Below are 23,841 nucleotides of genomic sequence, written 5' to 3'. Positions count from 1 at the left end.
TACTCATATATTAAAGATAATGAAAACTCATGATAAAATGAGTTTTTACTCATAATAAGTACAACATGACATTTACCCAGCTTGAAATTTTTGCACTCATTGCTGAACTAAAAAGTTTTACTGCAACAGCAGAAAAGCTGGGAATTTCACAATCGGCAGTTTCTCATGCGCTTAAATCTTTAGAACAACAATGGGGCATTAACCTCATTTCAAGAACCCAAAGTGATATTGAGCTGACTACAACAGGTCAGCAGTTATTGACTCATGTAAAAGAGCTATTGAGTATCTCAAACACTTTAGAAAAAGAAGTGGCTGCGATCCATGGGTTAAATGAAGGCACCTTACATATTGGATCTTTTGGGGCTTCATCATCCATTTATCTATTGCCTGAAATTTTAGAAAGCTTTCGGCAGCGCTACCCTAAAATCGAAATTTATATCGATGAAGGCGAAGATAAAGAAGTTGCTCAATGGTTATTGGAACGGCGTATAGAAGTCGGTTTTTTGATTATGCCAGATGAACGTTTTGATACATTCCCTTTAATCGAAGACCGTTTTGTTGCCCTAATTCCGAATGGTTACCCACTGGCGCAACAACTCTATATTGATCCAGCACAGCTAGAAAACTGCCCTTTTATTATGACAATGGCAGGTAGTAGACATCAGGTCGAATTAATTTTAAAAAACTTTAATGTGAAACCAGACATCAAATTTTATGTGTCACAAATTCTGAGTATCGTCAGCATGGTTCACAACCAGTTAGGTGTTTCCATTGTATCCGATATGGTAATTACTAAAGAATTGCTCTCGCTCTATCCAAACGTAGTCAAACGCCCTTTTAAACCGAACCTTAAACGTTCTATTGGACTCGCAGTGAAGAATAAGAAACATATGAGTCCAGCTGTGAAAGCATTCATTGAAGTTGCTCAAGAAGTTTGGTCAGATCATTAATTCAAATACAAACCACTCTTTTAAATTTTAATAACGAACTTTTTCAGGTCAATTTACGAGCGTATTAGATGATTTTTAACATAAAAGCATGAGTATCGCCCTTATCTCGATCAATTTAACGCACCATTTGTCGTCAAAACCCCATTATCCAATCTAAATTGGTGCGCTTATTGCATATTCACTTTTATGCAATTGAGTTTGTTTCGACAAACTTAGGTTTTTAGATTCCTTAAATCTATTTTGGTGCAATTTACAGACCCAGATTTGTTCCAAAATGGAATTTAGCACTTTTTTCGAGCATGCTATGCAAAATGTAGATCTATTTTTCTTATTACTTGGTGCTGTTTTGGTTCTTGCCATGCACGCAGGTTTTGCATTCTTGGAACTTGGTACGGTTCGCCATAAAAATCAGGTGAACGCACTGAGTAAAATTCTGACTGACTTTGCCCTTTCTGCAATCGCATATTTCTTTGTTGGCTACTACATTTCTTATGGCCAGCATTTCTTCCATGATAGTACGGTTTTATCTGGTGATCATGGCTACAACCTCATGCGTTGTTTCTTTTTACTCACTTTTGCTGCTGCAATTCCTGCCATTATTTCAGGTGGCATTGCGGAGCGCGCAAAAATGCGTTCTCAAGCCATTGCAACACTCGCTTTAGTTGCGCTGGTTTATCCTTTTTTCGAAGGCATGGTCTGGAATGGTAACTATGGTCTGCAAAAGTGGTTAGAAACAACTTTTGGGGCAGCTTTTCACGATTTTGCTGGTTCAGTTGTTGTTCACGCTATGGGCGGCTGGATTGCACTTGCTGCGGTCATTTTATTGGGTGCACGTTCTGGTCGTTATAAGAAAGATGGTCGTGTAAGTGCTCATCCGCCATCTTCTATTCCATTTTTGGCGCTCGGTTCATGGATTTTAATTGTCGGCTGGTTTGGCTTTAACGTGATGAGTGCTCAGCGTGTTGATGCGATTTCTGGTTTAGTTGCCATTAACTCACTCATGGCAATGGTCGGCGGAACCATTACAGCAAATGCCATTGGAAAAAATGACCCAGGTTTCTTACACAACGGCCCACTTGCAGGCTTAGTCGCAATCTGTGCAGGGTCTGACATTGTTCATCCAATCAGCGCGCTTGTTATTGGTGGTGCAGCTGGTGCGATGTTTGTGTATTTATTTACCTATACTCAAAACAAACTTAAAGTTGATGATGTGCTTGGGGTATGGCCTTTACATGGCGTGTGTGGTGCATTTGGTGGCATTGCAGTAGGTCTATTTGGTCAACAATGGCTTGGTGGTTTAGGCGGTGTGTCTTTCATCTCGCAACTCATTGGTACAACACTTGCAATTGCCATTGCACTTGCTGGCGGCTTTATTGTGTACGGTTTACTTAAAGCGACCATTGGCATTCGTTTATCTCAAGAAGATGAATTTAGAGGGGCAGATTTATCCATTCATAAGATTTCTGCAAACTCTGAAGAAGGTATGTTTTAATCCTTTCTAAAGTGCTCAAAGCGACGATACTTCTCGTCGCTTTTTTATTTTTTAAGGGAAATTGGACCCCTTTCTTCTGTAGGGTTTAAGAGCAATTTAAGCTTAATTTTATGTAATTAGTCGCATCCATTGTCGATTGATATTTCATCAGAATGACTAAGCAAAAACGTTTTTTCCAAATTAATCTTATCTTGCTTTTTTTAAGTTTTTTTCTGCTTTTAATCATTTTTCCAATCGGCGGAAAAATTGATATGTACCTCATCCAGCCTTGGATTGATTCAACAGGTCATTTTTTCAATCGAGACAATTGGTATCTGGAAAGACTTAATCATGAGATTGTAAAGCAGATCATTACTGGCATTTATGTCATCTTTTTTGGTCTATGGCTTGCATCATTTAAAGTTGAGAAATTGAAGCTTTATCGCTGGCAATATGGCTATATGTTTTTTGTGAGTATGTTAGGTAGCAGTATTGTCGGCATATTAAAATCACAATCTGCTCACGCTTGCCCTTGGAATATGGTTCATCCTACCAATTTAGGATATGTATGGGATTTTACCGCCAAGCATGGTCATTGCTTTCCAGGCGGTCATGCAAGTGCTGGTTTCATCTTAATGACAGGTTATTTTGTTTATCGTCTTGAGCGACCTAAACATGCCTATTTTTACTTAGCGACGAGTCTTATCTTAGGTTTTATGATGGGTTGGGGACAAATGATGCGGGGCGCCCATTTCCTTAGCCACAATTTATGGACAGCTTGGGTCATTTGGGCAGTAAATATATTACTTTATGCGATTTTTATTCATCGCTTCGAATTTGAAAAACGAATCAAACAAGAACTTGTATAAATCAAGTTCTTGTTTCATGAATATGTAGAGCTTTAGGCAGTTTAACTAAAACAGAAAGTCCGCCAAGCTCTAAACTTCGATCTAGCGTCAAAGTTCCACCTAAACGTTGAGTTGCACGATCAACAATAGATAAACCTAAGCCACTCCCCACTTCAAGGTGATGGTGTACACGATAAAAACGTTTTAACACTTTATCGTACTGTTCAGGGTCAATCCCCGCACCGCTATCTTCAATTTGAATACACGCATAGCCATCTATATCTGTAAAAACTGAAATATTAATTACACCTTGGTGGGGCGTATATTTGATTGCATTATCAATTAAATTAAAAATAATAGAATGTACTGTCGGTTCAACACTATGCATTTCAATAGGTTCATTACGAACCAGTCCTAAATCAATCTCTTTTTGCATGGCTAAATTAACAAGCTGTTCAACACAGTTCAAAGCGACATCATTAAGCTGAAAATATTTGGTTGGTTCAATCACACTCAAGGACACATCTTGCTTTGCCAAAGCTAAAAGCTGAGTGACCAGATGCTGAATACGCGCCAACCCTTTACTCAGATTTTGCAAAGACTCATGTTCAGGAAGTTGACTGATTAAAATTTTAGTTTGTAAATTTAGAGCTGTGACAGGAGTTCGGAGTTCATGTGCAGCATCTGCAATAAACTGTTTTTGCTCCATTTGAGCCTTAGATATACGCTCAAATAAACGGTTCATTTCATCAATGGTTGGCAATAACTCTTGAGGATAGTCCGCAACTTCAATAGGCGTCAGTTCTTCTGAATCGCGGTGTGTCAGTTCATTTTTAAAATCATCAATCGGCTTGAGACCTCGACGAATAATCGCGGCTAAAGCAAAAATGGCAAATGGCAAAATAATTAAATAGGGAACAAACATACTCCCCGCAAGTTCCCAAGCAAAAGCCTCACGGACCTTTTCTTGTTGGCTAATCTGGATCTGATAATCTTTTAAAGGCAGAACATAGGTACGAATTAAACCTTGGTTGGTTTTATGCGAATAAAAGCCAGCTTGTGCAACAGGTGGAACCAATAAATGTAAATGGTGCGATAAATGAGCTTGATCTTTATACGCCCAGATATCTACAAATAAATCTTCTTCATGATAGGTTTTATGAAAATCAAACTTACTACTTACCGTTTTTAAGGGATATTCAGCTGTTCTTTCTGCCAAATAACGCATTTGAGTATCTAAAATTTCGTCAACTTCTTGAAGCGCAACCTTATAGGCACTAAAAATTAATATACAACCTAAAATGATACTGAAAATTGAGGTGCCCCAAATCAGTCGTTTTTTTAATGAATAATGCACTTTTATAAAGTTCCACAACTTAAGCTATGATTGTCCTAAACGGTAACCCAATCCCCGAATAGTTCGAATAAAGTCTTTCCCAAGTTTAGCTCTCAAGTGATGCACATATACTTCGATGGTATTACTAGTCACATCACTATCGAAATCATATAACTTATCTTCAAGATTTGCTTTAGAAAAGATTTTATTTGGGTGGTTCATCAAAGGAATAAGAATCGCCCATTCACGGTTCGACAAATCAATCCGTTGACCTTTAAAGGTTGCAATATGTAGTTCAACATTTAAAACCAAGTCACCACTCTGTAATAACTGGTCCTGATTCGCAAGCTGAGCCTCTACTCCACTACGGCGTAATAAAGCATGGATACGAGCCAATAGCTCATCAAATTCGTAAGGTTTTATCAGGTAATCATCTGCTCCGTTGTTTAATCCATCAACACGGTTTTGTAATTGATCTCGTGCTGAAATAATTAACACTGGCGTTGCAGCTCTTTGACGAATTTGCTTTAAGACCTGCATGCCATCCATCATAGGGAGGCCTAAGTCCAAAAGAATTAAATCGAATTTATTTTTAGCCAATTGAGCCAGACCATCTAAGCCATTATTGACCCATTCCACCTCAAATTGATGATATTGCAGCAACGTTATTGTTGACTCGGCAATCATAAAATCATCTTCAATCATCAAGATTTTTGTCATATTTCAGGCTCGCTTTAATTTACATGGGCACAAGAGTGCAACATATCCAGTTGGGGGTTGATGACTTGAGTTTTTACATCTAGCAAACTTAATAAGCTTGGGAATAAATTATCCTGACTTAGGGCTTGTTTAGTCTGTTGGCCTAAACAACTCACTTGAGTAAGATTATGTCTTTTCCAACTATCAGAGAACCACATCATCATTGGTACATGTGTCTGTTGGCTTGGTGCGATTGCATAAGGTGAACCATGTAAATATAAACCATGTTCACCTGTAGATTCGCCGTGATCAGACAAATACCATAAACCAGTTTGATAATTCGATACTTCTTTTAAAGTATTAATCATCTGACTTAAAACATGGTCTGTATACACAATCGTGTCATCATAACTATTGAGTAATTCTGTTCGAGAACAACCCTGTATGGCATTAGTATCACAAGTCGGTTTAAATGGTTGATATGTAGCTGGTGCACGCTTGTAATAAGCTGGACCATGGCTTCCAACTTGGTGTAAAACAATCAGACGTGGGCGCGTGTCTTCTTTGGGAATCGTCGCCAAATACTGTTTTAAGCTATCAATTAAAATATCATCATAGCATTCGCCATCTTTACACCATTTTTGCTTTAACTTTTCTGGTATTTGGTACTGCTCGACACGATCACAAGTCCCCTTACAACCAGAATTATTATCAATCCAAGTCACTTGATAACCTGCACGCTTTGCGATGTCTAATAAACCTTCACGATGACTTGCTAACTGCTCATCATAGCCAACACGTGGCATGCCAGAGAACATACATGGCACAGATACAGCTGTGGCCGTACCACAAGAACTTACCTGAGAAAAATTTAAAACATCTTGTTTAGAAAGCTCTGGATTTGTATTTTTGGCATAGCCATTTAATGCAAAACTTTCAGCGCGGGCTGTCTCACCCACAACGAGTACCATCAATTTAGGTAAGTTATTTTGTACTTGCTGAACTTGATGAGCATCTTCACCATAATGGATTAATGGTAAGTTCTTCTTAGGTGCCATCTTGTGATAGTAAGACATTAAAGATGAAATACTATTTTGTGGTGAAACCATTCCTTTTAAATCACGATGTTCACGAAAGATAGATGCAAAATCAATATAGTATGTAAACAACAAAGTTCCTACAATCGCAAAAGAAGCAACAATTGAACCGACTTTTTTAATCAATAAATGAGATGCTTTTTCTTTTTTAAGCTTTACTTGAGAAATCAAAATGATAGGTAAAACTACTAAAAAAACTATCCAACACCCAAACCGCAATGAGATTAAGTCAGAAATCTCAGCTGCATCGGTCTGTACCATATTTTGAATTTGATCTGGTGAAATCATTATTCCGAGTGTATTTACAAAATATGCGCTAAATCCCCCAACAATCACCAAAATAATGGCAATAAATTTAGCAGTCCATTTCCAATTTAAAATTTGTAAAACAGCATAATAAGCAGCAACAACAATAACCACTGTAGCAGCCAAGAACAGAATAGCCTGTACTCCCAAATATGGAGTTAAAAGATTAATGCTATGGAAGAAACCAATATTGAGAATGGCTCCTAACCAAATAGCTAAAATTAGATTAAACATAAACAGTGAAATCTGTTTATTCCTTAATTTAGAAAAAAAATTAAGCATCTCGGACGACTACAATCTTTTTATGATGCTTCACTTTAGAAATTAAAACTTAAAAATCACTTAAATAAAAAAGCAGTCCTAAATGGCTGCTTTTAGAAATACTCATTGTTAAATTTATATAAAAAGAAAAAAGTCGAGATTCACAAGAACCTCGACTCTTTAAAACATAATTTTTTTTGCTAGGTTTAGAAGCTGTATTTAGCCATTAAACCAACACGGTTATCTTTGTAAGACTTACCAGCAAAGGTATCACGCTTACCGTTTACATACTCCAGACCTAAATCAATTGGTTTTACTGGTGTATAAATCACATTAAGCCATGCTTGTTGAACTTTTTCATTCGCAGATGTATTTGCTTTAGCGTAGTCAGTGCCGTCATCAGCGAATTGTGCACCATACGCTAGAGTAGAACGTAAGTTAGGTAAAATTTTATAAGTTCCACCCACTTGTACCGCTACAAATTCATTTTGTTCAATATCGTTATTTACTACTGCATAAGCACTGTTACTACCATATAAGTAAGTATTATTACCTACAACATATGAAGCATCAGCAAATAGTTTTAAAGGATCAGATACTTTAAAGTCGGTACCAGCAGCAACACCCCAACCTGTTTTGTCGTCACCCGTAGTTTGTGATTTATAATTTTCAACTAAAACACGAGCGGAAGCCGAACCTTTGCCGCCTGCATACCCTTGGGTTAATTTAGCTGTTAATACAGGTAAGCTATATTTGACACCATCAGTTGCCCACTTATCATCTTTATCTTTAGCATTACCTGAACTATCGCCTTCTTCAGCAGAAACTAATAGTTGTGTTGCTGGAGCAAGTTTAAAGTTATAACGCACTTGTGGAACACGTTTTGTACCACCACCAATGTTTGTCGAGAAGTCGATCATTTCTGGTGCATGGTTAGATAAGAAGTTTGAAGTTGTTTGACCGAATAACCAGTTGTTATAAGTCAAGTAAGCATGACGAATACGTAAGCCATCATTTGTACCCGCAAAGTCGACTTCGATTTTACCACCAACTTTAGCGTCATTTACTGGAGCAGTAAAATCTAAACCAAGACGTGTCGTTTTAGCTGTTGCACGGATTTTATCTTTCGCTTCACCAGTTGACTTGCTTACATCATTAAAGTCGTTGTCTGCACCTTCAATAATATAGTTAGCATCCCCACGAACAAAACCATATAGGTTCACATCAGCGCCCGCTTTAGATTTTAATGATGCTAAAGGTGAAACTGGTGCAGCAACAGGTTGTGCCTTAACTTCAGCCAATTGAACTTGCTGTTGTTGCTGTACTTGCTGTTGTTGTTGCTGAACTTGGCTTTGTTGTTGAATTAAAGCTTTTAAAGCTTCAACTTCTTTACGAAGCTGTTGAATTTCCGCTTTGTCGGAAGTCGCAGCATGTGCCCCACTCATCATTAAAGCTGTAACTGTAAGAGCTAAACTTTTAATAACGAAAGATTTACGATTAAGGAATAGATCCATCAAAAACTCCTAAAAATATATTTTATGTTGCCTATCCATGCCAAGTTGATTTACGCCATTAAATTAGGGGCTAAAAAATCAACTCTCCTCCACTTTGGTTACATTAATTTTATTACCGCAACCAAAACCAATTTCAACGCTGTGCAAGACCAAAACCTAATAACCAAAGACATAAAAAGCCGACTTTGAGTTACAGATTTTTACCTTAACTTCATGTTGTAACGAATCCTACACAACTCTCTTATCTTATAGAATGATTAAATCGTTATTTCATTATTCTTTTTTAGACTTTAGGCTAACATCCAATCTAATTGAACACTTTTCTATCCATTTTGATTGATTCACATGATTTTTCTTGTTAACGAGATCCATTTTTTCTCCTTTTAGCTTCCATTTGCTACCCAAACAAGATGGCATAATTAATAGAGCATTTAAATAGCTAAAAACATACATTTTTACAAATATAGACCAAGGTATTAGATAAAGCTTAGATCACTCCTTAAGCGATATTAAATTTCTTTATTTCATTTAGTTAACATTATTTTTCATGTAGTTTTGCATGTTTCCAGAGATAAATAGGAAGCAAAGTAACAACGCCAATAATGACAATAGCTATCAAATAATGGAAATAACCGAAGGCATCTCCAAGCACTCCGCTGAAACTATAAAGCACACCACTCACAGTCGCCATGACTGAAACCTGAAAGGTAAAATCGGTACCCGCATATTCTTTTCGACTGTAATGCATGACTAAGGTCAACATAACAACCAACAACATTGCCGAGAATGCATCTTCTAAAGCATTTACGGCATAAACGCCCCAAACATTGAGGTGTATTTTCTGTTCGTAGGCGTAAGCTAAATAGCTATAAGCCGCTAAGCTCATAATTTTAAAGATTGAAAAAACAATTAAAGCCGTGGGTCTTGAAAAGTATTTAAGCACTCCACCTGCTATTGCCGCCCCTGTCAGGGCAGCTACCGCACCGAGCATCGTGATATAAACACCAATTTGAGTAAAACTTAAGCCCATATCAACCATTAAAGGTTTAAGTAATGGTCCAGCTAAACCATCTGCTACTTTAAAAGTAATGAGTACAACCAACCAAGAACGGAGTTCTTTATTTTGAGAGAAATACCTCAAGTAAGCTTTTATCTTTCCGACTAAGTTTGATTGATTAAGTTGAGGTTCATTATTTGAATGAAAAGCATGTTGAGGTTCTTTAAATAATAAAACAGGTAAAGTATTTAAAAACACCAAAGCCGCTAATAGCAAAAAAGTGGGTTGCCACGTCAACCAGTCTAAGCACCAGAGTACGGCGCCTCCCCCGACAATAAAACCTAGTCGGGAACCAATCACCTGAAATGTATTTCCCCAATGTTGCTGGTCATGTTTCAAAAAATTAACTGCTAAAGCATCGGTTGCAATATCTTGTGTCGCTCCAGTTAAGTTCATTAAGAGTAGTGAAATGAAAAAGGCAAATAAATAAAGAGGCTGGTCTAAAGTTTGAATAGGGAAAAAAGACAAAATGCAAAGTACACCCACAGTCAAAAACTGAGCGGGTAGAATCCAACTACGATAATGTCCTAAACGCGAAAGTGCATGTCGATCAACCCACGGCGCCCAAAATATCTTGATTGACCAAGGCAACATGAGTAAGCCAAAACCACCAATGTGAGCCAATGAAACACCTTGCGCCCTTAAAATAACGGGTAAGGCATGGGTCATAAAACCAACCGGCAGCCCTTGTGCCCAGTATAAGGAAAATAGCAGAAGATACAGATTTTGCTGCCGCCACATAGATACCTACTTTTTATTTCTTTAATGAGGAATAACATCAAATGTTATGTTGTTCTTACATTTTGCCAATGAAGCATATATTTCAAAAGACTAAGATAAAACAAGGACAAGTTAAAATTTAAAAAAACATGGATCAACATTTCCCTAATCTACCTCATTTGGTTCCCCAGCGTGGTACTGCTTTAAGCCGAGCACTATTTAAAAAACTATTTTTAGCGCAAGGTTGGACAATTGAAGGTGAAATTCCTAATTATCCAAAAGCTGTTGCCATTATTTCACCCCATACGTCTAATATTGATGGGTGGTATGGTTTTCTTGCTATTTTCGGGTTGGGTATTCAAATTACTGTTTTAGGTAAAGATGCTCTTTTTAAACCACCTTTTAAGCGAGCTTTAGATTGGGCCGGAGTCATTCCCGTTAAACGTGACACAGCAAATGGTCTTACTGAGCAAGTTGTTACCACTATTCAAAAATATGACAAAATCTGGATTGGGATGGCCCCTGAAGGTACTCGTAAAAAAGCAAAAAAAATGAAAAGTGGTTTTTACCACATTGCAGCAAAAGCCAATATTCCAATTGTGATGTTTTCTTTTGATTATGACCATAAGACGATTCACTGCTTAGGTCACTTAGACCCAAGTGGAAACTATGATGAAGATCTACAAAAGATTTTTGACCGCTATGAAGGAAAAATTTCACCCAAAAATCGTAATTGGCTTGCTGAACCTTTACAAAATCTAGTGAAAAAAACCTAGCAAAAATTGAGCGAATCTGGTCTTATTGCCCTTCTTAATTTATCTCGACATAGATTATTTTTAAAGATGAAAATTGCTCAATTTGCCAGTATTGGATTTATCTCTCTAGCACTATTTGGCTGTGATAAATTTAGCAAAACACCAACGCCGACTACCTCAATTAAAGCCCGTGAACCTGTCATTGCACTTGCTTTAGGTGGCGGTGGAGCAAAAGGATTTTCACATATTGGTGTGATCAAGGTTTTAGAGTCTCATGGAATTAAACCTAAAATTGTAACGGGTACCAGCGCTGGTAGCTTTGTTGGAAGTATCTACGCGAGTGGGCAAACACCTTATCAATTGCAAAGTCTGGCTCTGAAATTACAAGAGTCTGATATCCGTGATTTAACCCTTAATCGTCAGGGCATTATTCTCGGACAAAAGTTACAAGACTACGTGAACCGTAACGTTGGCAATAAACCGATTGAAAAATTTCCAATCCGTTTTGCAGCCGTGGCAACTCGTCTTGATAATGGACAAAAAGCAGACTTTATTAAAGGTAATGCAGGCCAAGCCGTACGTGCTTCATGCAGTATTCCAAATGTATTTGTACCTGCCACAATCGGTAAACAAAAATATATAGATGGCGGATTAGTCAGTCCAATCCCTGTAAAAACCGCTCGTGATATGGGTGCAGATATTGTGATTGCAGTTGATATTTCAGCGCGTCCAGCAGGGAATCGCCCAGCTAATATGTGGGGATTGCTTGATCAAACTATTAATATTATGGGTCAACAAAGTATTAATGAAGAACTCAAGCAAGCCAATGTGGTTATTCAGCCTAAAGTAGGCCATTTAGGTACACTTGACCTCAAATCAAGTAATCAAGCAATTTTGGAAGGTGAAAAAGCTGCTCAAGCTCAAATTCGCCAAATTGAAGGTGCAATTGCAAACTTCAAAAAATCTCCAGCAGCATTTAAACCCGCACCACGCCCTAAATTCTAATAGAAGTGGTTTTTTTCTATCCACCTTTCCGATCATCTGCTACAGTGGTAAAAGTGATATTGAGTCACTTTTACTCACATAAATATATATAAAAGAGCAGATCTATGGAGTTTGTTGTACAACCTTGGCATTGGTTTGTATTGGGTATCTTACTTATTCTTTCTGAACTGATCCTCCCTGCCTTTGCCGCACTCTGGTTTGGTATTGCCGCCATTATGGTGTGCATTCTCTATTGGTTATTTCCAGATATTAGCCTCACAACACAAATTGTATTGTGGATAATACTATCAGTGCTATGCACCATTCTTTGGTTCAAATTTATTAAACCCTTATCCATTGATAAAACCAAAGCGGGATTACCCCGTGAAGCGACCATTGGTCAAATTGGAATGGTGATTCAAACTAACTTGGCTCATGAACAGATTATTGTTCGTTTTCCCATGCCTCTTTTAGGGGCGGATGAGTGGAACTGCCGAAGTATCACTCCTGTTAAAGTGGGTGATCGGGTTCGAGTTATTGACATTTCGGGCAATGACTTAATTGTTCAGGCCCACAGTACTTCATAAACATTAAAGATAAAGAGAGGGTATTTTCATGCCAGTCGGTACTATTATTGTTTTAGCATTTTTGGCTTTTGTTGGTGTTACCATTTTTAAGGGGGTCCGTATTGTTCCTCAAGGTTATAAATGGATTGTTCAGCGTTTAGGTAAATACCACTCTACCCTTAATCCGGGGCTTAATTTTGTTATCCCCTATGTAGATGAAGTGGCTTATAAAATTACTACGAAAGATATTGTGCTGGATATTCCATCACAAGAAGTCATTACACGTGATAACGCTGTATTGCTGATGAATGCAGTAGCTTATATTAATTTAACTACGCCAGAAAAAGCAGTATATGGTATTGAAAACTATACATGGGCGATTCAAAACCTTGTACAAACTTCATTACGTTCTATTGTTGGTGAAATGGATCTAGATGATGCATTGTCTTCACGAGATCACATCAAAGCTAAATTAAAAGCTGCTATTTCTGACGATATTTCAGATTGGGGCATTACCCTAAAAACAGTCGAAATTCAGGACATTCAACCCTCTCATACCATGCAAGCTGCCATGGAAGAACAAGCTGCTGCAGAACGTCAACGTCGTGCTGCTGTTACTAAAGCCGATGGTGAAAAACAGGCAGCTATTTTAAGTGCAGAAGGTCGTTTAGAAGCCTCACGTCGTGACGCAGAAGCTCAAGTTGTTTTAGCTGAAGCATCTCAAAAAGCGATTACAATGGTGACCAGTGCTGTTGGAGATAAAGAGATTCCTGTTGCTTACCTTTTGGGTGAACAATATGTAAAAGCCATGCAAGATATGGCGAAATCTAATAATGCCAAAACTGTGGTTTTACCTGCCGATGTTTTAAATACTATTCGCGGTATTATGGGAAAACATAGCTAACCCTATTATTTGATTAGCAAAATTAATATCGGAACGGTGATCTAAAGGTCGCCGTTTTTTTATTTTATTTATCTTTTATATTACTGGTTTTTTAATCTTTTCTGATCTTTCAAAGGTAATTTTTTTACGACTAAATCATAAGAATCGTGAATTAAATCTTCAAGTAAATCGCTTGTTAAGTTCTTATGCGGTGTAATCGAAATCCAGTGCTTTTTATTCATGTGATAGCCCGGAATAATAAATGAATAAAGCTCCTGATATTCCTGACTCTTATACGGATCACACTTCACATTAATCATTTTGACGCCTGCCACTTCTGTTGTCAGCATGAATATTTTTTCTAAAATTTTAAAAACTTCATAATCTGGCCCAAAAGGATGAGTCTGTTGACTAAAGGGAAGATTAAGCGCAATTTCAATTGCTTTTTGATGGAGTTGTTCACCATTCATTCTTTTCTCCTTTATTCATTTCGCATGAATAGAAGTTATGAATATTGATTTAATATTATTAATTGGTACGTGCTAAAAGAAATTGTGAGATCTCAGTTAATTCTTTTGCATCATCACCAAAATAGGCTAAGGCTTCAAAAGCTTGATCATGCAATGCTTTGGCATAAATCTGTGCTTGTTCGAGACCCATTAAAGCTGGATATGTCGATTTTTGAACTTGCTCATCCTTACCAGCTGTTTTACCCAAAGCTTCGGTACTCGACGTAATATCGAGAATATCGTCTAATACCTGAAAAGCCAGTCCAATGGTCTGCCCATATTGGCGTAATTTTGGAATTGCTTGATCTGTTCCAGAAAAAATGGTGACTGCACCCATCATAATTGCGGCCTGAATGAGTGCGCCAGTTTTATTACGATGAATATTTTCAAGTTCATCTTGAGCAATTTGCTTAGCTTCAGCTTGTAAGTCTAACACTTGTCCACAGACCATTTTAGAGGTGGCTGTTGCTAGAATCTGAATTTGTTTTAATACAATCGTGGCGTCAGTACCCAGCCCTTGTTCATCAAACAAACGGCTACCTAAAACCTCAAAAGCCATCGATTGTAAAATATCACCTGCAAGCAAAGCAGTATCTTCACCAAACGCAACATGACAAGTCGGCTGACCACGACGCAGTAAATCATTGTCCATACAAGGCAAGTCATCGTGAGCCAGTGAATAACAATGAATTAACTCGACTGCTACCGCCGCACGGCGTGCAGCAGCAAAATTTGGATTTGGCTGTAAAGAAGCAGTGGCATAACACAAAGCCGGACGTACACGTTTTCCACCAAGCATAACCGCATGGTGTACTGCACTTTTTAAAGGTTCAGGAATCGAAAATGCGGCCAATGTCGTCAATAAATCTTGTTGAATACGTTGTTGAGCTTGGTTTAAAACATCCGCATTAACTTGAGAGAGTGATGACACAGTCGCCTCGATAAAATCAGTAGAGAAATTTTATTGAATGTAATGAAGCATTCATGCGCTACATCATACACGATTCACCGTGAAAAGTGGGTGATGAGTTTTTCAAAGGCAAGTGTAAAAAAGCCTCTACACATTGAGAGGCTTTTTATTTAGAGGAAGTTTAGAAACTGTCACCCGGAACGCGAACCCAACCTTCCATTAACACACGTGCACTACGACTCATAATAGCTTTTTTAACTGCCCATTGATCATTAATAAGCTCAGCTTGAGCACCAACACGTAATGTTCCTGATGGATGGCCAAAACGTACCGCTTCACGTTCACCTCCACCCGCAGCTAAATTTACCAATGTGCCAGGAATTGCAGCTGCTGTACCAATCGCAACTGCTGCTGTTCCCATCATAGCATGGTGTAATTTACCCATCGATAAAGCACGGACCAGTAAATCAACATCACTCTCTAAAACAGGCTTACCACTCGATGCCGTGTAGTTTTTCGGTTTAGAAACAAAAGCAATTTTTGGTGTGTGCTGACGCGCAGCCGCTTCTGAAATGTCTTTAATTAAGCCCATCTGCACCGCACCATATGCACGAATTTTTTCAAAACGTGCCAGTGCTGCTACATCACTATTAATATGATCTTGTAATTCTGTACCGTGGTAACCCAAATCTTCTGCATTTAAGAAAATGGTTGGAATTCCGGCATTAATAAATGTCGCTTGAAAACGACCAATATCAGGGACATCTAATTCGTCGACAACATTTCCTGTAGGGAACATATCGCCGCCTTCTTCACCATCATCGGCCGGATCTAAAAACTCAATTTGCACTTCGGCTGCGGGGAATGTCACCCCATCAAGCTCGAAATCTCCAGTTTCTTGAACTTGACCATTGGTGATAGGCACATGGGCAATAATGGTTTTTTGAATATTTTTTTGCCAAATTCGAACCGTGCATAGGCCATTTTCAGGAATACGGTCTGCATCAACCAAACCATTTGAAATCGCAAAAGAGCCAACAGCAGCAGTTAAGTTTCCGCAGTTACCACTCCAGTCTACAAAAGGCTGATCTATTGAAACCTGACCGAATAAATAATCCACATCATGCTCTGGCTGAGTACTTTTAGCGAGAATAACAGTTTTGCTGGTACTAGAAGTGGCTCCCCCCATCCCATCAATTTGCTTTCCATATGGGTCTGGACTACCAATTACACGGAGTAAGAGTTGATCTCGTGCTTGTCCTGCAACTTGGGCTTTTTCCGGCAAATCATCAAGCTTAAAAAATACACCTTTACTGGTTCCACCACGCATATAAGTTGCTGGAATTTTAATTTGCGGTACTGAGCTCATATCAACTGTTATCCTTACTATTATGTTCTTCTATATCAAAACAAGCATTCTTGTTTACCCTTCTCTTCATCTTAAATTGTTTTAAGGTCAAGAGATAGCACTCTGCTTTTATACATCAATCATATTGACGCGAGCATATTTTGAGAATTTAGCAATGTGCTTGCAATGACTTAATCTAAGCAAAATCTAAGAAAAAAAGTCTATATGAAATTATATTTTTTAGAGCACTTTTCACTCTATATTGAAATATTAAAAGTAAACCAATGATTTTAAATATATTTTAATATTACTTTTCAGTCACAGCTTATTAATTTGTAGTCTAGGCTAAAATAACTCCATCTATTAGAATAATTTACTTATTCATTGTGAGTGAAGACCTTTGACCAACGAATCTTCTACACTGCAACGAGGACTAAAAAATCGACATATCCAATTAATTGCTATGGGTGGAGCAATTGGTACCGGATTATTTTTAGGCTCGGCGCAAGTGATTCAATCTGCGGGACCATCCATTATTTTAGGATATGCCATTGGCGGCTTAATCGCGTTTTTGATTATGCGCCACTTGGGAGAAATGATTGTTGAAGAACCTGTTGCAGGATCGTTCAGCCATTTTGCGTATAAATATTGGGGGAAATTTCCCGGATTTTTAACCGGATGGAACTATTGGATACTCTACGTTCTGGTCGCGATGAGCGAACTCACCGCGGTAGCCAAATATATTAATTATTGGTGGCCCCATATACCAGCGTGGACTTCTGTCTTATTTTTCTTTGTAGTCATTACTGCAATTAACTTAACCAACGTCAAATTTTATGGTGAGTCCGAATTCTGGCTCGCTATTATTAAAGTTGCTGCGGTCATCTCTATGATTGTATTTGGACTTTATTTGCTATTTACAGCAGATGTAGGTTCAAGCATTTCATTTAGTAACCTTTGGTCTCATGGTGGATTTTTTCCAAATGGCTTTAGCGGCCTCTTCTATATGTTGGCTTTCTTGATGTTCGCCTTTGGTGGTATTGAACTGATTGGTATGGCCGCAGCAGAAGCAAAAGATCCGAAAAAAACCATTCCAAAAGCAATTAACCAAGTCGTTTTCCGTATCTTGATTTTCTATATCGGTTCACTAACAATCTTACTTTCATTAGTACCATGGAACCAATTAGATCTTGGCGGTCTCGACAAAAGTCCATTTGTTATGATTTTTAGCCAAATGGGAATTGGTTGGGCTGCACACTTACTTAACTTTATTATTTTAACTGCTGCCCTATCTGTTTATAACAGTGGGATGTTTGCAAATAGTCGTATGCTTTACAGTCTCGCTCAACAAGGGAATGCGCCAAAAGTTTTTGCGAAAACCAATAAACAAGGGGTTCCTATTCCCGCTGTTTTACTTTCTGCTTTATTAATCTTTGGATGTGTTCTTTTAAATTACTTTGTGCCTGAAGATGCTCTTGGACATCTTATGTACGTTGTGGTTGGTGCACTTGTTCTAAACTGGGCAATGATATCAATTACACATTTGAAGTATAGACGCTTTGTTAAGCATGCGAATATTAAGACATCTTTTCCAGCGTTATGGTCACCTTTTAGTAATTACTTAGTTTTAGCGTTTATTGCTGTGGTTCTCTATATTATGTGGACTCAAGGTTTCAAAGAGTCAGTAATGATGATTCCTATTTGGATTACAGCAATGCTCGTACTTTTTGACTATTTAAATCCTAAAAAACTAAATTCCATTGAGAATCCTGAAGAATAAATAAATATAAAAAGCCATTGTCTAGACAATGGCTTTTTTGTTTATAATCAGAAAATTATGCGCCCTTAGCTTAACTGGATAGAGCAGTTGCCTCCTAAGCGACCGACGTGGGTTCGAGTCCCGCAGGGCGCACATATAATAAAAATTTATCTTTTTGTAGAAAAAGATAATAAATAAGGTGTGTTAATTATATTTTCTATAAATTTTTCAATATTATCTAAACTCACTTTTGGCAATACAACCAGATTTTCACAGAAAAAATATTGATTTGATCTCAAATCATCTTCAATAGTTTGTTTCAATCTAATAGGATCATAAAAATTAAATGTATATAGTTTATCAAATACCTGTATATCTACTTCAAAACATCCCTTTAACTCAATTTCCCAAGCATATTTAGAAAAGTCATCAGATAAATTTATAATATAATTTTTCATAAGTTACTATAGCGTGCTAAAAATACCATTAAATCAATTAATCAAATATTTGTTTAATTTGATTATAAAAAAAGCTACCAAAATCAGCTGAGAAAAATTGGAATGTGTTCTCACCAGGAGACCAAATTTCAACTATATTATTACCTTGATTGTTCTTTTCACAATCTAAAACTGCATAATCCCCATCACCAAAGCTATAAAAAACAATATATTTAGCTGGTAAATCAGATTGCCTTCTATACTTTAATGTAATCCATGTAGCATCAGGAATTCCCGAATTAATTTTTTCTTCATCAATAACTCCATAAAACTCTTGCCCAGCAATATCTCCAGCTCCTAATTTTTTTAGAAAATATCTATAACTATCAGGGAAAGTTATTTCCAAGTAATCCTCAGCCAATTTTACTAGGCGTTCCTCTTTATGCCCCTGAAAATCAGCCTCATCAAGATGTAAATTTATTAAAGCGATGGCCTTATCAACATCATTAATACTCATAGAATATTACCCTCTATATAAAATTTTTAGCTTTTCCTTTCCCGTACTGCTTTTTACACATATCAATTTTTCCTACTAATACCTAATAGAATAACAGCGCCAGAATTAATACTAATTTTCAAATTGACCGCTATATATATTGCTAATAACTACAAATTTTATATAGCAATAATTTTAAAATTCTATATATGATTATATAAGCTAAATATATTAACCATATTAAATAGACTAAAATTTAAAAAAAGTTTCAAGACAATAGCTCACTAATTGAAAGCTGGGCAGATGCCCAGCTTTCAATTACTATTATTCTGGAAATATAATCTGACTAGGCTGTACAATAATATTTGGTGGCAATACTTTCAGTTGATTCATAATTTCAATAAGCTCTTTTTGATACACAGTTAAGTAAAAAACCAACTCAACCCAGCCATTATTAAACCACACTTCCCAATAAACCAGGTTATTCTTATGAGTAACCTTGATATAATCCCAACCGCCATCATCAGCTATACCAGAGACATCTGTAAATATTAAATAAACTCCAGAAGAGTAAATAGATTTTTCTAATTCAGATGGTACAAGTAAGGCACCTTGATCAACGAATAACTTTAAATCAGATTTATCCCTAGGCCATATAAAGGCTGAATTTTCAAAGGCGATATGATTTATCTCTAACGAATCTCTCCCCTGTACCACCTTAACACTTAAATCTAACTTATTCATAATTATTGCTTCCTATTTATAGAAAAAATAATGGACATCTTAGATTCTTCATTACTATATATTTATATCAATTATAAAAAAATCACCCCATAAAAATAAAGTTACTAAAATTCAAAAGCAATTAAATTAAAAAATATCAAACTTTAATATAAATTTTATTTGTTATAGGCAAGATACCCAATTTACTTTGAATTAAAGGATTCCAAGTTTCTTTATCTTTCAACTCATCCAAAATATAAAAAACAACTATTTTATTTCCTTTAGAATAAAGATTACCGAAATCTCTCTTCAAAATTTCGTTTGTAAATATTACTCCTTCATATATACCATCTTCATTATTATCTGAAATAATAGTTATCATTGCACCATCATCCACAAAAATATTTCCCTTACAAAGATCAGCTATTACCCCACTTACAATATATGTTTCAATATTACCTTTTTCAATATTATCCCACCACTCACTTGTTCCATATAAACCATACACTCCACTTAAACCACTATTAGTAGTACTATCCAGAGTCAAAGCATGTGTAGACCTAATCTCATCTTTCCCATTTTTTTCCAACCACATTTTTAAATCAAAAATCAATTTATACCCTTGATCAATCAGTGCACAATTCTCTATCATTTTATTTAATCTTTATCCATTTTATACTTTACAATCATCTAAATTATTTATCATTTTTAAAAAAATTATTGTACAACTCCTCTCTTCCATCATAGAAAAATAAATCATCAATTTTTTCAAATAAGTAAAAATCACCTATTATTTCTTTAAGCCCATTAAAAACAAGACCTTTTGAATTATATTTCAACCCTAATGATAATTTTTCAATTAATAAAGAGTGGTTTTCACAATATGAAAATATTTTAATTAAAGAATGAATTTCTTCCTTACAAGGTATATCTACAGTAAGAGTAAGTAAAAAAGCTTTCATATAAAATAAAGTGTTCTTTTCAATTTTGGGAAAACTAACGTATCCAGAAAAAATTCTCCTATTAACTCCACTTTGGTTATAAATAACATCATTTTTATTCCTCTCAACAGGGAAAGTAATATCTTTATTTAATTTAATATAACCCAAATAGTTATAGGCTATAATATTAATTTCATCTTCACCCATATTAAACTCCTACAATCCATTAATATAAAATAATTTTACCCCTACCCTTAATATAAACTCTATTAAGCAATCGAGAAACACCCAATTTCTCCTCTACCACCCAATTCCAAACATCATCTTCTTTTAATTTATCAAGAATATAAATGGATACTATCTCATTTCCAGTTTTGTAAAGCTCTTCACTAATAATTTTTTCTCTTTCACTAGTAAAAACTATATCTTGAAATATTTCTTTATCAGTTCCATTTACTTTAATTGTAATCATGGTACTTCCATCTATAAATGGATTTTCTTCATTTATTTCAACTATTAACCCTCTAACATAGTAATTTTCTATATTACCATTTTCGATATTTCCCCACCATTCAGCTGTTGCATATAAACCATTGTCACCCTTAAGCCCCATAGTTGTTCCCTTATCCAACGTAGTTTGTTATATATTTTTGATATAATTTTCATCCATCAATATTGAAGAAGATAGCCTTAAAACAAAAACCAACTTATATCCTTGCTCAAGTAGATTTATATCTTCTATTTTTATCATTTTAATATATTCCTATCTCTTAATTTATTATTGTACTGATTTTACCATTTTAAATTTCTGACTAAAACTCTAGTTTATAAAGAAATAGGACTTAATAAAAAGCCCTATTTCTATAAAACAATATACTCAATCCTTCACTTCAGCCAACCACATTTCAGCTGCAAGTTTGCCTAAATTATTAGAAGCAAGTGGGCATCACCTGTTAGCAATTTAGGGTCTCTATGTCATAGTCCAGTAATGTCCTTATTCAAAATTTTTACACCGAGTTTTTCACTCACTAGCCAAGGTGAGGCACCCAGCATATAACCAATGTCGATATTCGTTACTTTCTCTCGAGCATCAGGAAATACGCAAATTTGATAAAAAATTACTAAGCTCAGTTTAGGCAAACCTGTCGTTCACCTAAACCTTAATTATTACAACTTTACATATTCATCTCTAAAACGATCTTTCCGATGTGGTCACCTTGCTCCATACACGCATGGGCACTTTGTACATCTGAAAAAGCAAACGTTTTATAAATTTGAGGCAAACACTTACCTCGTTTTAATAAGGGCCACACATGCTCTTGTAAAGCTTTTGCAATCTCTGCTTTTTCTTGGGCCGTACGTGCTCGCATGGTTGAACCCGTGATGGTGGCACGCTTTAAAATCAATTTTTGTAAATCAAATTCTTTTGCAATTCGCCCACCCATAAAACCAATAATGACAAGTCGACCATCACGTTTTAATAGATTTAAATTTTTCTGGAAATAAGACCCACCCACAATATCCAAAATAACATCAACACCTTGGTCTTGAGTTTGTTTCAATATTTCTTGCTCAAAATCTTGGGTTTTATAATTAATTGCTGTAGTAAAATCAGAGAGTGCTTCAACTTTATCTTCGCTTCCGACTGTAGCAAAAGTTTTAATCCCTAAAGCATGGCAAATGGCTAAAGCTGTGGTTCCAATCCCACTTGCCCCACCATGAATGAGTGCCGTTTCATTTTCTTTTAAACGGCCAATATCGAATAGATTCGCCCAAACCGTAAAAAATGTTTCCGGAATCGCAGCAGCTTGTGTAAATGATAAATTTTCAGTTACTGGTAATACTTGAGTTGCAGTTACCGCGCAGTACTCTGCATAACCACCGCCATTGGTTAAAGCACAGACTTTATCTCCAACTTTAAACTGTTCCACTTGGTCACCTACAGCAACCACGACACCGGCAACTTCAAGACCCGGTATTTGCGTAACGCCTTTAGGCATCGGATATAACCCCATACGCTGTAAAACGTCTGGGCGGTTAATTCCAGCAGCCTTTACCTCAATTAAAACTTCATCTGCTTGAAGTACTGGAATATTCGCCTCTTGAACTTTTAGGACCTCAGGTCCACCAGGAGCCGTAATTTCAATAATTTTCATAGTTGTTGGAAGGGTCATTCATATGCTCCATATCTTGTTTAAATCAATATAACAATCAAGCTAAAATGAAAATATGTGTCTTACGTTTACTTTGTATAAATAGACAATTCAAATTAATTTTTAGGCATAAAAAAACCTAGAACACTCTAGGTTTTTCATTTCATCAGATTATTTTAAGCCGATAAATTAAAGAACATTGCTGCAATCAAAATGATGACACCTAATGCAATTCGATACCACGCAAATACGCGTAACGTATGACGCTCTACAAACAGTACCAATGCTTTTACAACAAATAAAGCGGCAATAAAAGCGGCAACGAAACCTACCCCAATATTAATCATATTATCGGCGGTCAGTACGTCAGCATTTTTAATCAAGTCAAAAGTTGCAGCGCCTAACATAGTTGGCATAGCGAGGAAGAAAGAAAATTCTGTAGCAGCCTTACGTGATAAACCCGCAAACATTCCACCCACAATAGTCGCACCTGAACGTGAAGTTCCCGGAATCATGGCAACACACTGAGCAAGTCCCACTAGAAATGCTTGTTTAAAAGTAATTTTGGTTGCATCGTCTGTCTTATGTTCAAATTGTCTAGATTCAACCCAGAAAATAATCAGAGCACCAACAATTAAGGCAATCGCAACCACAATAGGACTGAATAAAACACTTTTAATAAAGTCTACTGCCAAAACCCCAATAATGACTGCTGGGAAGAATGCAATAAGTACACTTATAGCAAAATGACGTGATTCCACATCACCACTAAAGAAGCCCTTAATCAAGTTAACAATTTTTTGTCGGTATAACCAGCACACTGCCAAAATAGCACCTAACTGGATTACGACCTCAAATACACGACCGCCGTCTGAATGGAAATCGATAATATGACCAAATAAAATTAGATGGCCTGTACTCGAGATTGGTAGAAATTCAGTTAAGCCTTCGACAAAGCCTAAAAACAGTGCTTTTATAACTTCAAAATTTTCCATAACTTGCTCAAAGAAAGTTAATCATTAGAACGATCTAAAATTTATTTTATCGCAATTGTAAGCCTCAAATTTGGCTTAACACATGTTCAATATCAGATCATTTCTAACGTTTGTGGTTATTGC

Annotated in this window: 25 protein-coding genes, 1 tRNA gene and 1 pseudogene; 9 read left to right on the top strand and 18 right to left on the bottom strand. The window is 36.5% G+C overall.

Going from position 1 to position 23,841, the window contains the following annotated elements; genetic code table 11:
• The first annotated feature begins 65 nt into the window (after positions 1-65).
• From MSG66_RS07585 to MSG66_RS07575, 3 genes are all read left to right on the top strand, one after another.
• Complete coding sequence (locus MSG66_RS07585) at positions 66-950, top strand: LysR family transcriptional regulator (RefSeq protein WP_017389760.1); 885 nt, start codon at positions 66-68, stop codon at positions 948-950.
• 304 nt (positions 951-1,254) lie between these two features.
• Entirely contained in the window at positions 1,255-2,442 is a 1,188-nt protein-coding gene (locus tag MSG66_RS07580) for an ammonium transporter (protein ID WP_262474141.1), read from the top strand.
• A 152-nt stretch (positions 2,443-2,594) separates the two neighbouring features.
• A complete protein-coding gene (locus tag MSG66_RS07575; protein ID WP_324653362.1) occupies positions 2,595-3,290 on the top strand; it encodes a phosphatase PAP2 family protein in 696 nt (231 codons plus the stop codon).
• Between the two features lies 1 nt (position 3,291).
• Here the strand turns inward: MSG66_RS07575 and MSG66_RS07570 are convergent, their stop codons facing one another.
• The 6 genes from MSG66_RS07570 to MSG66_RS07545 form a co-directional block, all read right to left on the bottom strand.
• Positions 3,292-4,626 carry an ATP-binding protein gene (locus MSG66_RS07570; RefSeq protein WP_202743410.1) on the bottom strand — a complete coding sequence of 445 codons (1,335 nt, stop codon included), beginning with the start codon at positions 4,624-4,626 and terminating at the stop codon, positions 3,292-3,294.
• A gap of 24 nt (positions 4,627-4,650) precedes the next feature.
• On the bottom strand, positions 4,651-5,325 hold the full coding sequence (locus tag MSG66_RS07565; RefSeq protein WP_133972011.1) for a response regulator transcription factor: 675 nt from the start codon (positions 5,323-5,325) through the stop codon (positions 4,651-4,653).
• 14 nt (positions 5,326-5,339) lie between these two features.
• Positions 5,340-6,989 carry a phosphoethanolamine--lipid A transferase gene (locus tag MSG66_RS07560; RefSeq protein ID WP_324653359.1) on the bottom strand — a complete coding sequence of 550 codons (1,650 nt, stop codon included), beginning with the start codon at positions 6,987-6,989 and terminating at the stop codon, positions 5,340-5,342.
• A gap of 185 nt (positions 6,990-7,174) precedes the next feature.
• On the bottom strand, positions 7,175-8,482 hold the full coding sequence (locus tag MSG66_RS07555; protein WP_133972007.1) for a DcaP family trimeric outer membrane transporter: 1,308 nt from the start codon (positions 8,480-8,482) through the stop codon (positions 7,175-7,177).
• A 273-nt stretch (positions 8,483-8,755) separates the two neighbouring features.
• Positions 8,756-8,947 (bottom strand): hypothetical protein, encoded by a 192-nt coding sequence (locus tag MSG66_RS07550; RefSeq protein ID WP_127493960.1) that lies wholly within the window; start codon positions 8,945-8,947, stop codon positions 8,756-8,758.
• Between the two features lie 73 nt (positions 8,948-9,020).
• Positions 9,021-10,280 carry an MFS transporter gene (locus MSG66_RS07545; protein WP_324653356.1) on the bottom strand — a complete coding sequence of 420 codons (1,260 nt, stop codon included), beginning with the start codon at positions 10,278-10,280 and terminating at the stop codon, positions 9,021-9,023.
• Positions 10,281-10,408: 128 nt separating this feature from the next.
• On the opposite strand from MSG66_RS07545, the gene MSG66_RS07540 reads away from it, so the two are divergent.
• From MSG66_RS07540 to MSG66_RS07525, 4 genes are all read left to right on the top strand, one after another.
• On the top strand, positions 10,409-11,035 hold the full coding sequence (locus MSG66_RS07540) for a lysophospholipid acyltransferase family protein (protein WP_042897723.1): 627 nt from the start codon (positions 10,409-10,411) through the stop codon (positions 11,033-11,035).
• A gap of 66 nt (positions 11,036-11,101) precedes the next feature.
• Positions 11,102-12,019 (top strand): patatin-like phospholipase family protein, encoded by a 918-nt coding sequence (locus MSG66_RS07535; protein WP_202743415.1) that lies wholly within the window; start codon positions 11,102-11,104, stop codon positions 12,017-12,019.
• Positions 12,020-12,123: 104 nt separating this feature from the next.
• Positions 12,124-12,585, top strand: a complete 462-nt coding sequence (locus tag MSG66_RS07530; protein ID WP_324653353.1) for an NfeD family protein — start codon at positions 12,124-12,126, stop codon at positions 12,583-12,585.
• Positions 12,586-12,613: 28 nt separating this feature from the next.
• Entirely contained in the window at positions 12,614-13,468 is an 855-nt protein-coding gene (locus MSG66_RS07525; RefSeq protein ID WP_324653351.1) for a stomatin-like protein, read from the top strand.
• Between the two features lie 80 nt (positions 13,469-13,548).
• On the opposite strand, the gene MSG66_RS07520 is transcribed toward MSG66_RS07525, so the two are convergent.
• From MSG66_RS07520 to prpF, 3 genes are all read right to left on the bottom strand, one after another.
• Positions 13,549-13,917 (bottom strand): MmcQ/YjbR family DNA-binding protein, encoded by a 369-nt coding sequence (locus tag MSG66_RS07520; protein ID WP_133971999.1) that lies wholly within the window; start codon positions 13,915-13,917, stop codon positions 13,549-13,551.
• A gap of 58 nt (positions 13,918-13,975) precedes the next feature.
• Positions 13,976-14,887, bottom strand: coding sequence for a polyprenyl synthetase family protein (locus MSG66_RS07515; RefSeq protein WP_133971997.1), 912 nt, complete (start codon positions 14,885-14,887; stop codon positions 13,976-13,978).
• A 160-nt stretch (positions 14,888-15,047) separates the two neighbouring features.
• Positions 15,048-16,235 (bottom strand): 2-methylaconitate cis-trans isomerase PrpF, encoded by a 1,188-nt coding sequence (prpF, locus tag MSG66_RS07510; RefSeq protein ID WP_324653347.1) that lies wholly within the window; start codon positions 16,233-16,235, stop codon positions 15,048-15,050.
• A gap of 379 nt (positions 16,236-16,614) precedes the next feature.
• Here prpF and MSG66_RS07505 point away from each other — a divergent pair, with 379 nt between their 5' ends.
• Together MSG66_RS07505 and MSG66_RS07500 are read left to right on the top strand one after the other, a co-directional pair.
• Entirely contained in the window at positions 16,615-17,994 is a 1,380-nt protein-coding gene (locus tag MSG66_RS07505; protein ID WP_133971993.1) for an amino acid permease, read from the top strand.
• Between the two features lie 59 nt (positions 17,995-18,053).
• Positions 18,054-18,126: transfer RNA gene (locus MSG66_RS07500), tRNA-Arg, on the top strand.
• A gap of 14 nt (positions 18,127-18,140) precedes the next feature.
• Here the strand turns inward: MSG66_RS07500 and MSG66_RS07495 are convergent.
• From MSG66_RS07495 to MSG66_RS07455, 9 genes and pseudogenes are all read right to left on the bottom strand, one after another.
• Complete coding sequence (locus tag MSG66_RS07495; RefSeq protein WP_133971991.1) at positions 18,141-18,431, bottom strand: hypothetical protein; 291 nt, start codon at positions 18,429-18,431, stop codon at positions 18,141-18,143.
• 37 nt (positions 18,432-18,468) lie between these two features.
• Positions 18,469-18,927 carry an SMI1/KNR4 family protein gene (locus MSG66_RS07490; RefSeq protein ID WP_324653344.1) on the bottom strand — a complete coding sequence of 153 codons (459 nt, stop codon included), beginning with the start codon at positions 18,925-18,927 and terminating at the stop codon, positions 18,469-18,471.
• 303 nt (positions 18,928-19,230) lie between these two features.
• Positions 19,231-19,650, bottom strand: coding sequence for a hypothetical protein (locus MSG66_RS07485; RefSeq protein WP_324653342.1), 420 nt, complete (start codon positions 19,648-19,650; stop codon positions 19,231-19,233).
• Between the two features lie 136 nt (positions 19,651-19,786).
• A complete protein-coding gene (locus MSG66_RS07480) occupies positions 19,787-20,281 on the bottom strand; it encodes a hypothetical protein (RefSeq protein ID WP_324653340.1) in 495 nt (164 codons plus the stop codon).
• A 43-nt stretch (positions 20,282-20,324) separates the two neighbouring features.
• On the bottom strand, positions 20,325-20,777 hold the full coding sequence (locus MSG66_RS07475; protein ID WP_324653338.1) for a hypothetical protein: 453 nt from the start codon (positions 20,775-20,777) through the stop codon (positions 20,325-20,327).
• Between the two features lie 19 nt (positions 20,778-20,796).
• Positions 20,797-21,183 carry a hypothetical protein gene (locus MSG66_RS07470; protein WP_324653336.1) on the bottom strand — a complete coding sequence of 129 codons (387 nt, stop codon included), beginning with the start codon at positions 21,181-21,183 and terminating at the stop codon, positions 20,797-20,799.
• Between the two features lie 264 nt (positions 21,184-21,447).
• Positions 21,448-21,683, bottom strand: a pseudogene (locus MSG66_RS07465) (protein deglycase HchA); the annotation flags it as partial.
• A gap of 62 nt (positions 21,684-21,745) precedes the next feature.
• Complete coding sequence (locus MSG66_RS07460) at positions 21,746-22,744, bottom strand: NAD(P)H-quinone oxidoreductase (RefSeq protein ID WP_324653335.1); 999 nt, start codon at positions 22,742-22,744, stop codon at positions 21,746-21,748.
• 155 nt (positions 22,745-22,899) lie between these two features.
• Positions 22,900-23,718: an undecaprenyl-diphosphate phosphatase gene (locus tag MSG66_RS07455; protein ID WP_202743423.1), complete on the bottom strand. Its 819-nt coding sequence runs from the start codon at positions 23,716-23,718 to the stop codon at positions 22,900-22,902.
• Between the last annotated feature and the right edge of the window lie 123 nt (positions 23,719-23,841).

This window comes from Acinetobacter sp. IK31 (assembly GCF_035615195.1).
Taxonomy (GTDB): Bacteria; Pseudomonadota; Gammaproteobacteria; order Pseudomonadales; family Moraxellaceae; genus Acinetobacter; species Acinetobacter calcoaceticus_C.
The sequence above is the reverse complement of the archived record's forward strand: the minus strand, read 5'-3'. Positions and strand labels throughout refer to the sequence as shown.

Excerpts from the sequence above, each read along its gene's own strand:
- MSG66_RS07585 (WP_017389760.1), top strand. The coding sequence starts at position 66 with ATGACATTTACCCAGCTTGAAATTTTTGCACTCATTGCTGAACTAAAA.
- MSG66_RS07580 (WP_262474141.1), top strand. The coding sequence starts at position 1,255 with ATGCAAAATGTAGATCTATTTTTCTTATTACTTGGTGCTGTTTTGGTT.
- MSG66_RS07575 (WP_324653362.1), top strand. The coding sequence starts at position 2,595 with ATGACTAAGCAAAAACGTTTTTTCCAAATTAATCTTATCTTGCTTTTT.
- MSG66_RS07565 (WP_133972011.1), bottom strand. The coding sequence starts at position 5,325 with ATGACAAAAATCTTGATGATTGAAGATGATTTTATGATTGCCGAGTCA.
- MSG66_RS07560 (WP_324653359.1), bottom strand. The coding sequence starts at position 6,989 with ATGCTTAATTTTTTTTCTAAATTAAGGAATAAACAGATTTCACTGTTT.
- MSG66_RS07555 (WP_133972007.1), bottom strand. The coding sequence starts at position 8,482 with ATGGATCTATTCCTTAATCGTAAATCTTTCGTTATTAAAAGTTTAGCT.
- MSG66_RS07545 (WP_324653356.1), bottom strand. The coding sequence starts at position 10,280 with ATGTGGCGGCAGCAAAATCTGTATCTTCTGCTATTTTCCTTATACTGG.
- MSG66_RS07540 (WP_042897723.1), top strand. The coding sequence starts at position 10,409 with ATGGATCAACATTTCCCTAATCTACCTCATTTGGTTCCCCAGCGTGGT.
- MSG66_RS07535 (WP_202743415.1), top strand. The coding sequence starts at position 11,102 with ATGAAAATTGCTCAATTTGCCAGTATTGGATTTATCTCTCTAGCACTA.
- MSG66_RS07530 (WP_324653353.1), top strand. The coding sequence starts at position 12,124 with ATGGAGTTTGTTGTACAACCTTGGCATTGGTTTGTATTGGGTATCTTA.
- MSG66_RS07525 (WP_324653351.1), top strand. The coding sequence starts at position 12,614 with ATGCCAGTCGGTACTATTATTGTTTTAGCATTTTTGGCTTTTGTTGGT.
- MSG66_RS07520 (WP_133971999.1), bottom strand. The coding sequence starts at position 13,917 with ATGAATGGTGAACAACTCCATCAAAAAGCAATTGAAATTGCGCTTAAT.
- prpF (WP_324653347.1), bottom strand. The coding sequence starts at position 16,235 with ATGAGCTCAGTACCGCAAATTAAAATTCCAGCAACTTATATGCGTGGT.
- MSG66_RS07495 (WP_133971991.1), bottom strand. The coding sequence starts at position 18,431 with ATGAAAAATTATATTATAAATTTATCTGATGACTTTTCTAAATATGCT.
- MSG66_RS07490 (WP_324653344.1), bottom strand. The coding sequence starts at position 18,927 with ATGAGTATTAATGATGTTGATAAGGCCATCGCTTTAATAAATTTACAT.
- MSG66_RS07485 (WP_324653342.1), bottom strand. The coding sequence starts at position 19,650 with ATGAATAAGTTAGATTTAAGTGTTAAGGTGGTACAGGGGAGAGATTCG.
- MSG66_RS07480 (WP_324653340.1), bottom strand. The coding sequence starts at position 20,281 with ATGATAGAGAATTGTGCACTGATTGATCAAGGGTATAAATTGATTTTT.
- MSG66_RS07475 (WP_324653338.1), bottom strand. The coding sequence starts at position 20,777 with ATGGGTGAAGATGAAATTAATATTATAGCCTATAACTATTTGGGTTAT.
- MSG66_RS07470 (WP_324653336.1), bottom strand. The coding sequence starts at position 21,183 with ATGGGGCTTAAGGGTGACAATGGTTTATATGCAACAGCTGAATGGTGG.
- MSG66_RS07460 (WP_324653335.1), bottom strand. The coding sequence starts at position 22,744 with ATGACCCTTCCAACAACTATGAAAATTATTGAAATTACGGCTCCTGGT.
- MSG66_RS07455 (WP_202743423.1), bottom strand. The coding sequence starts at position 23,718 with ATGGAAAATTTTGAAGTTATAAAAGCACTGTTTTTAGGCTTTGTCGAA.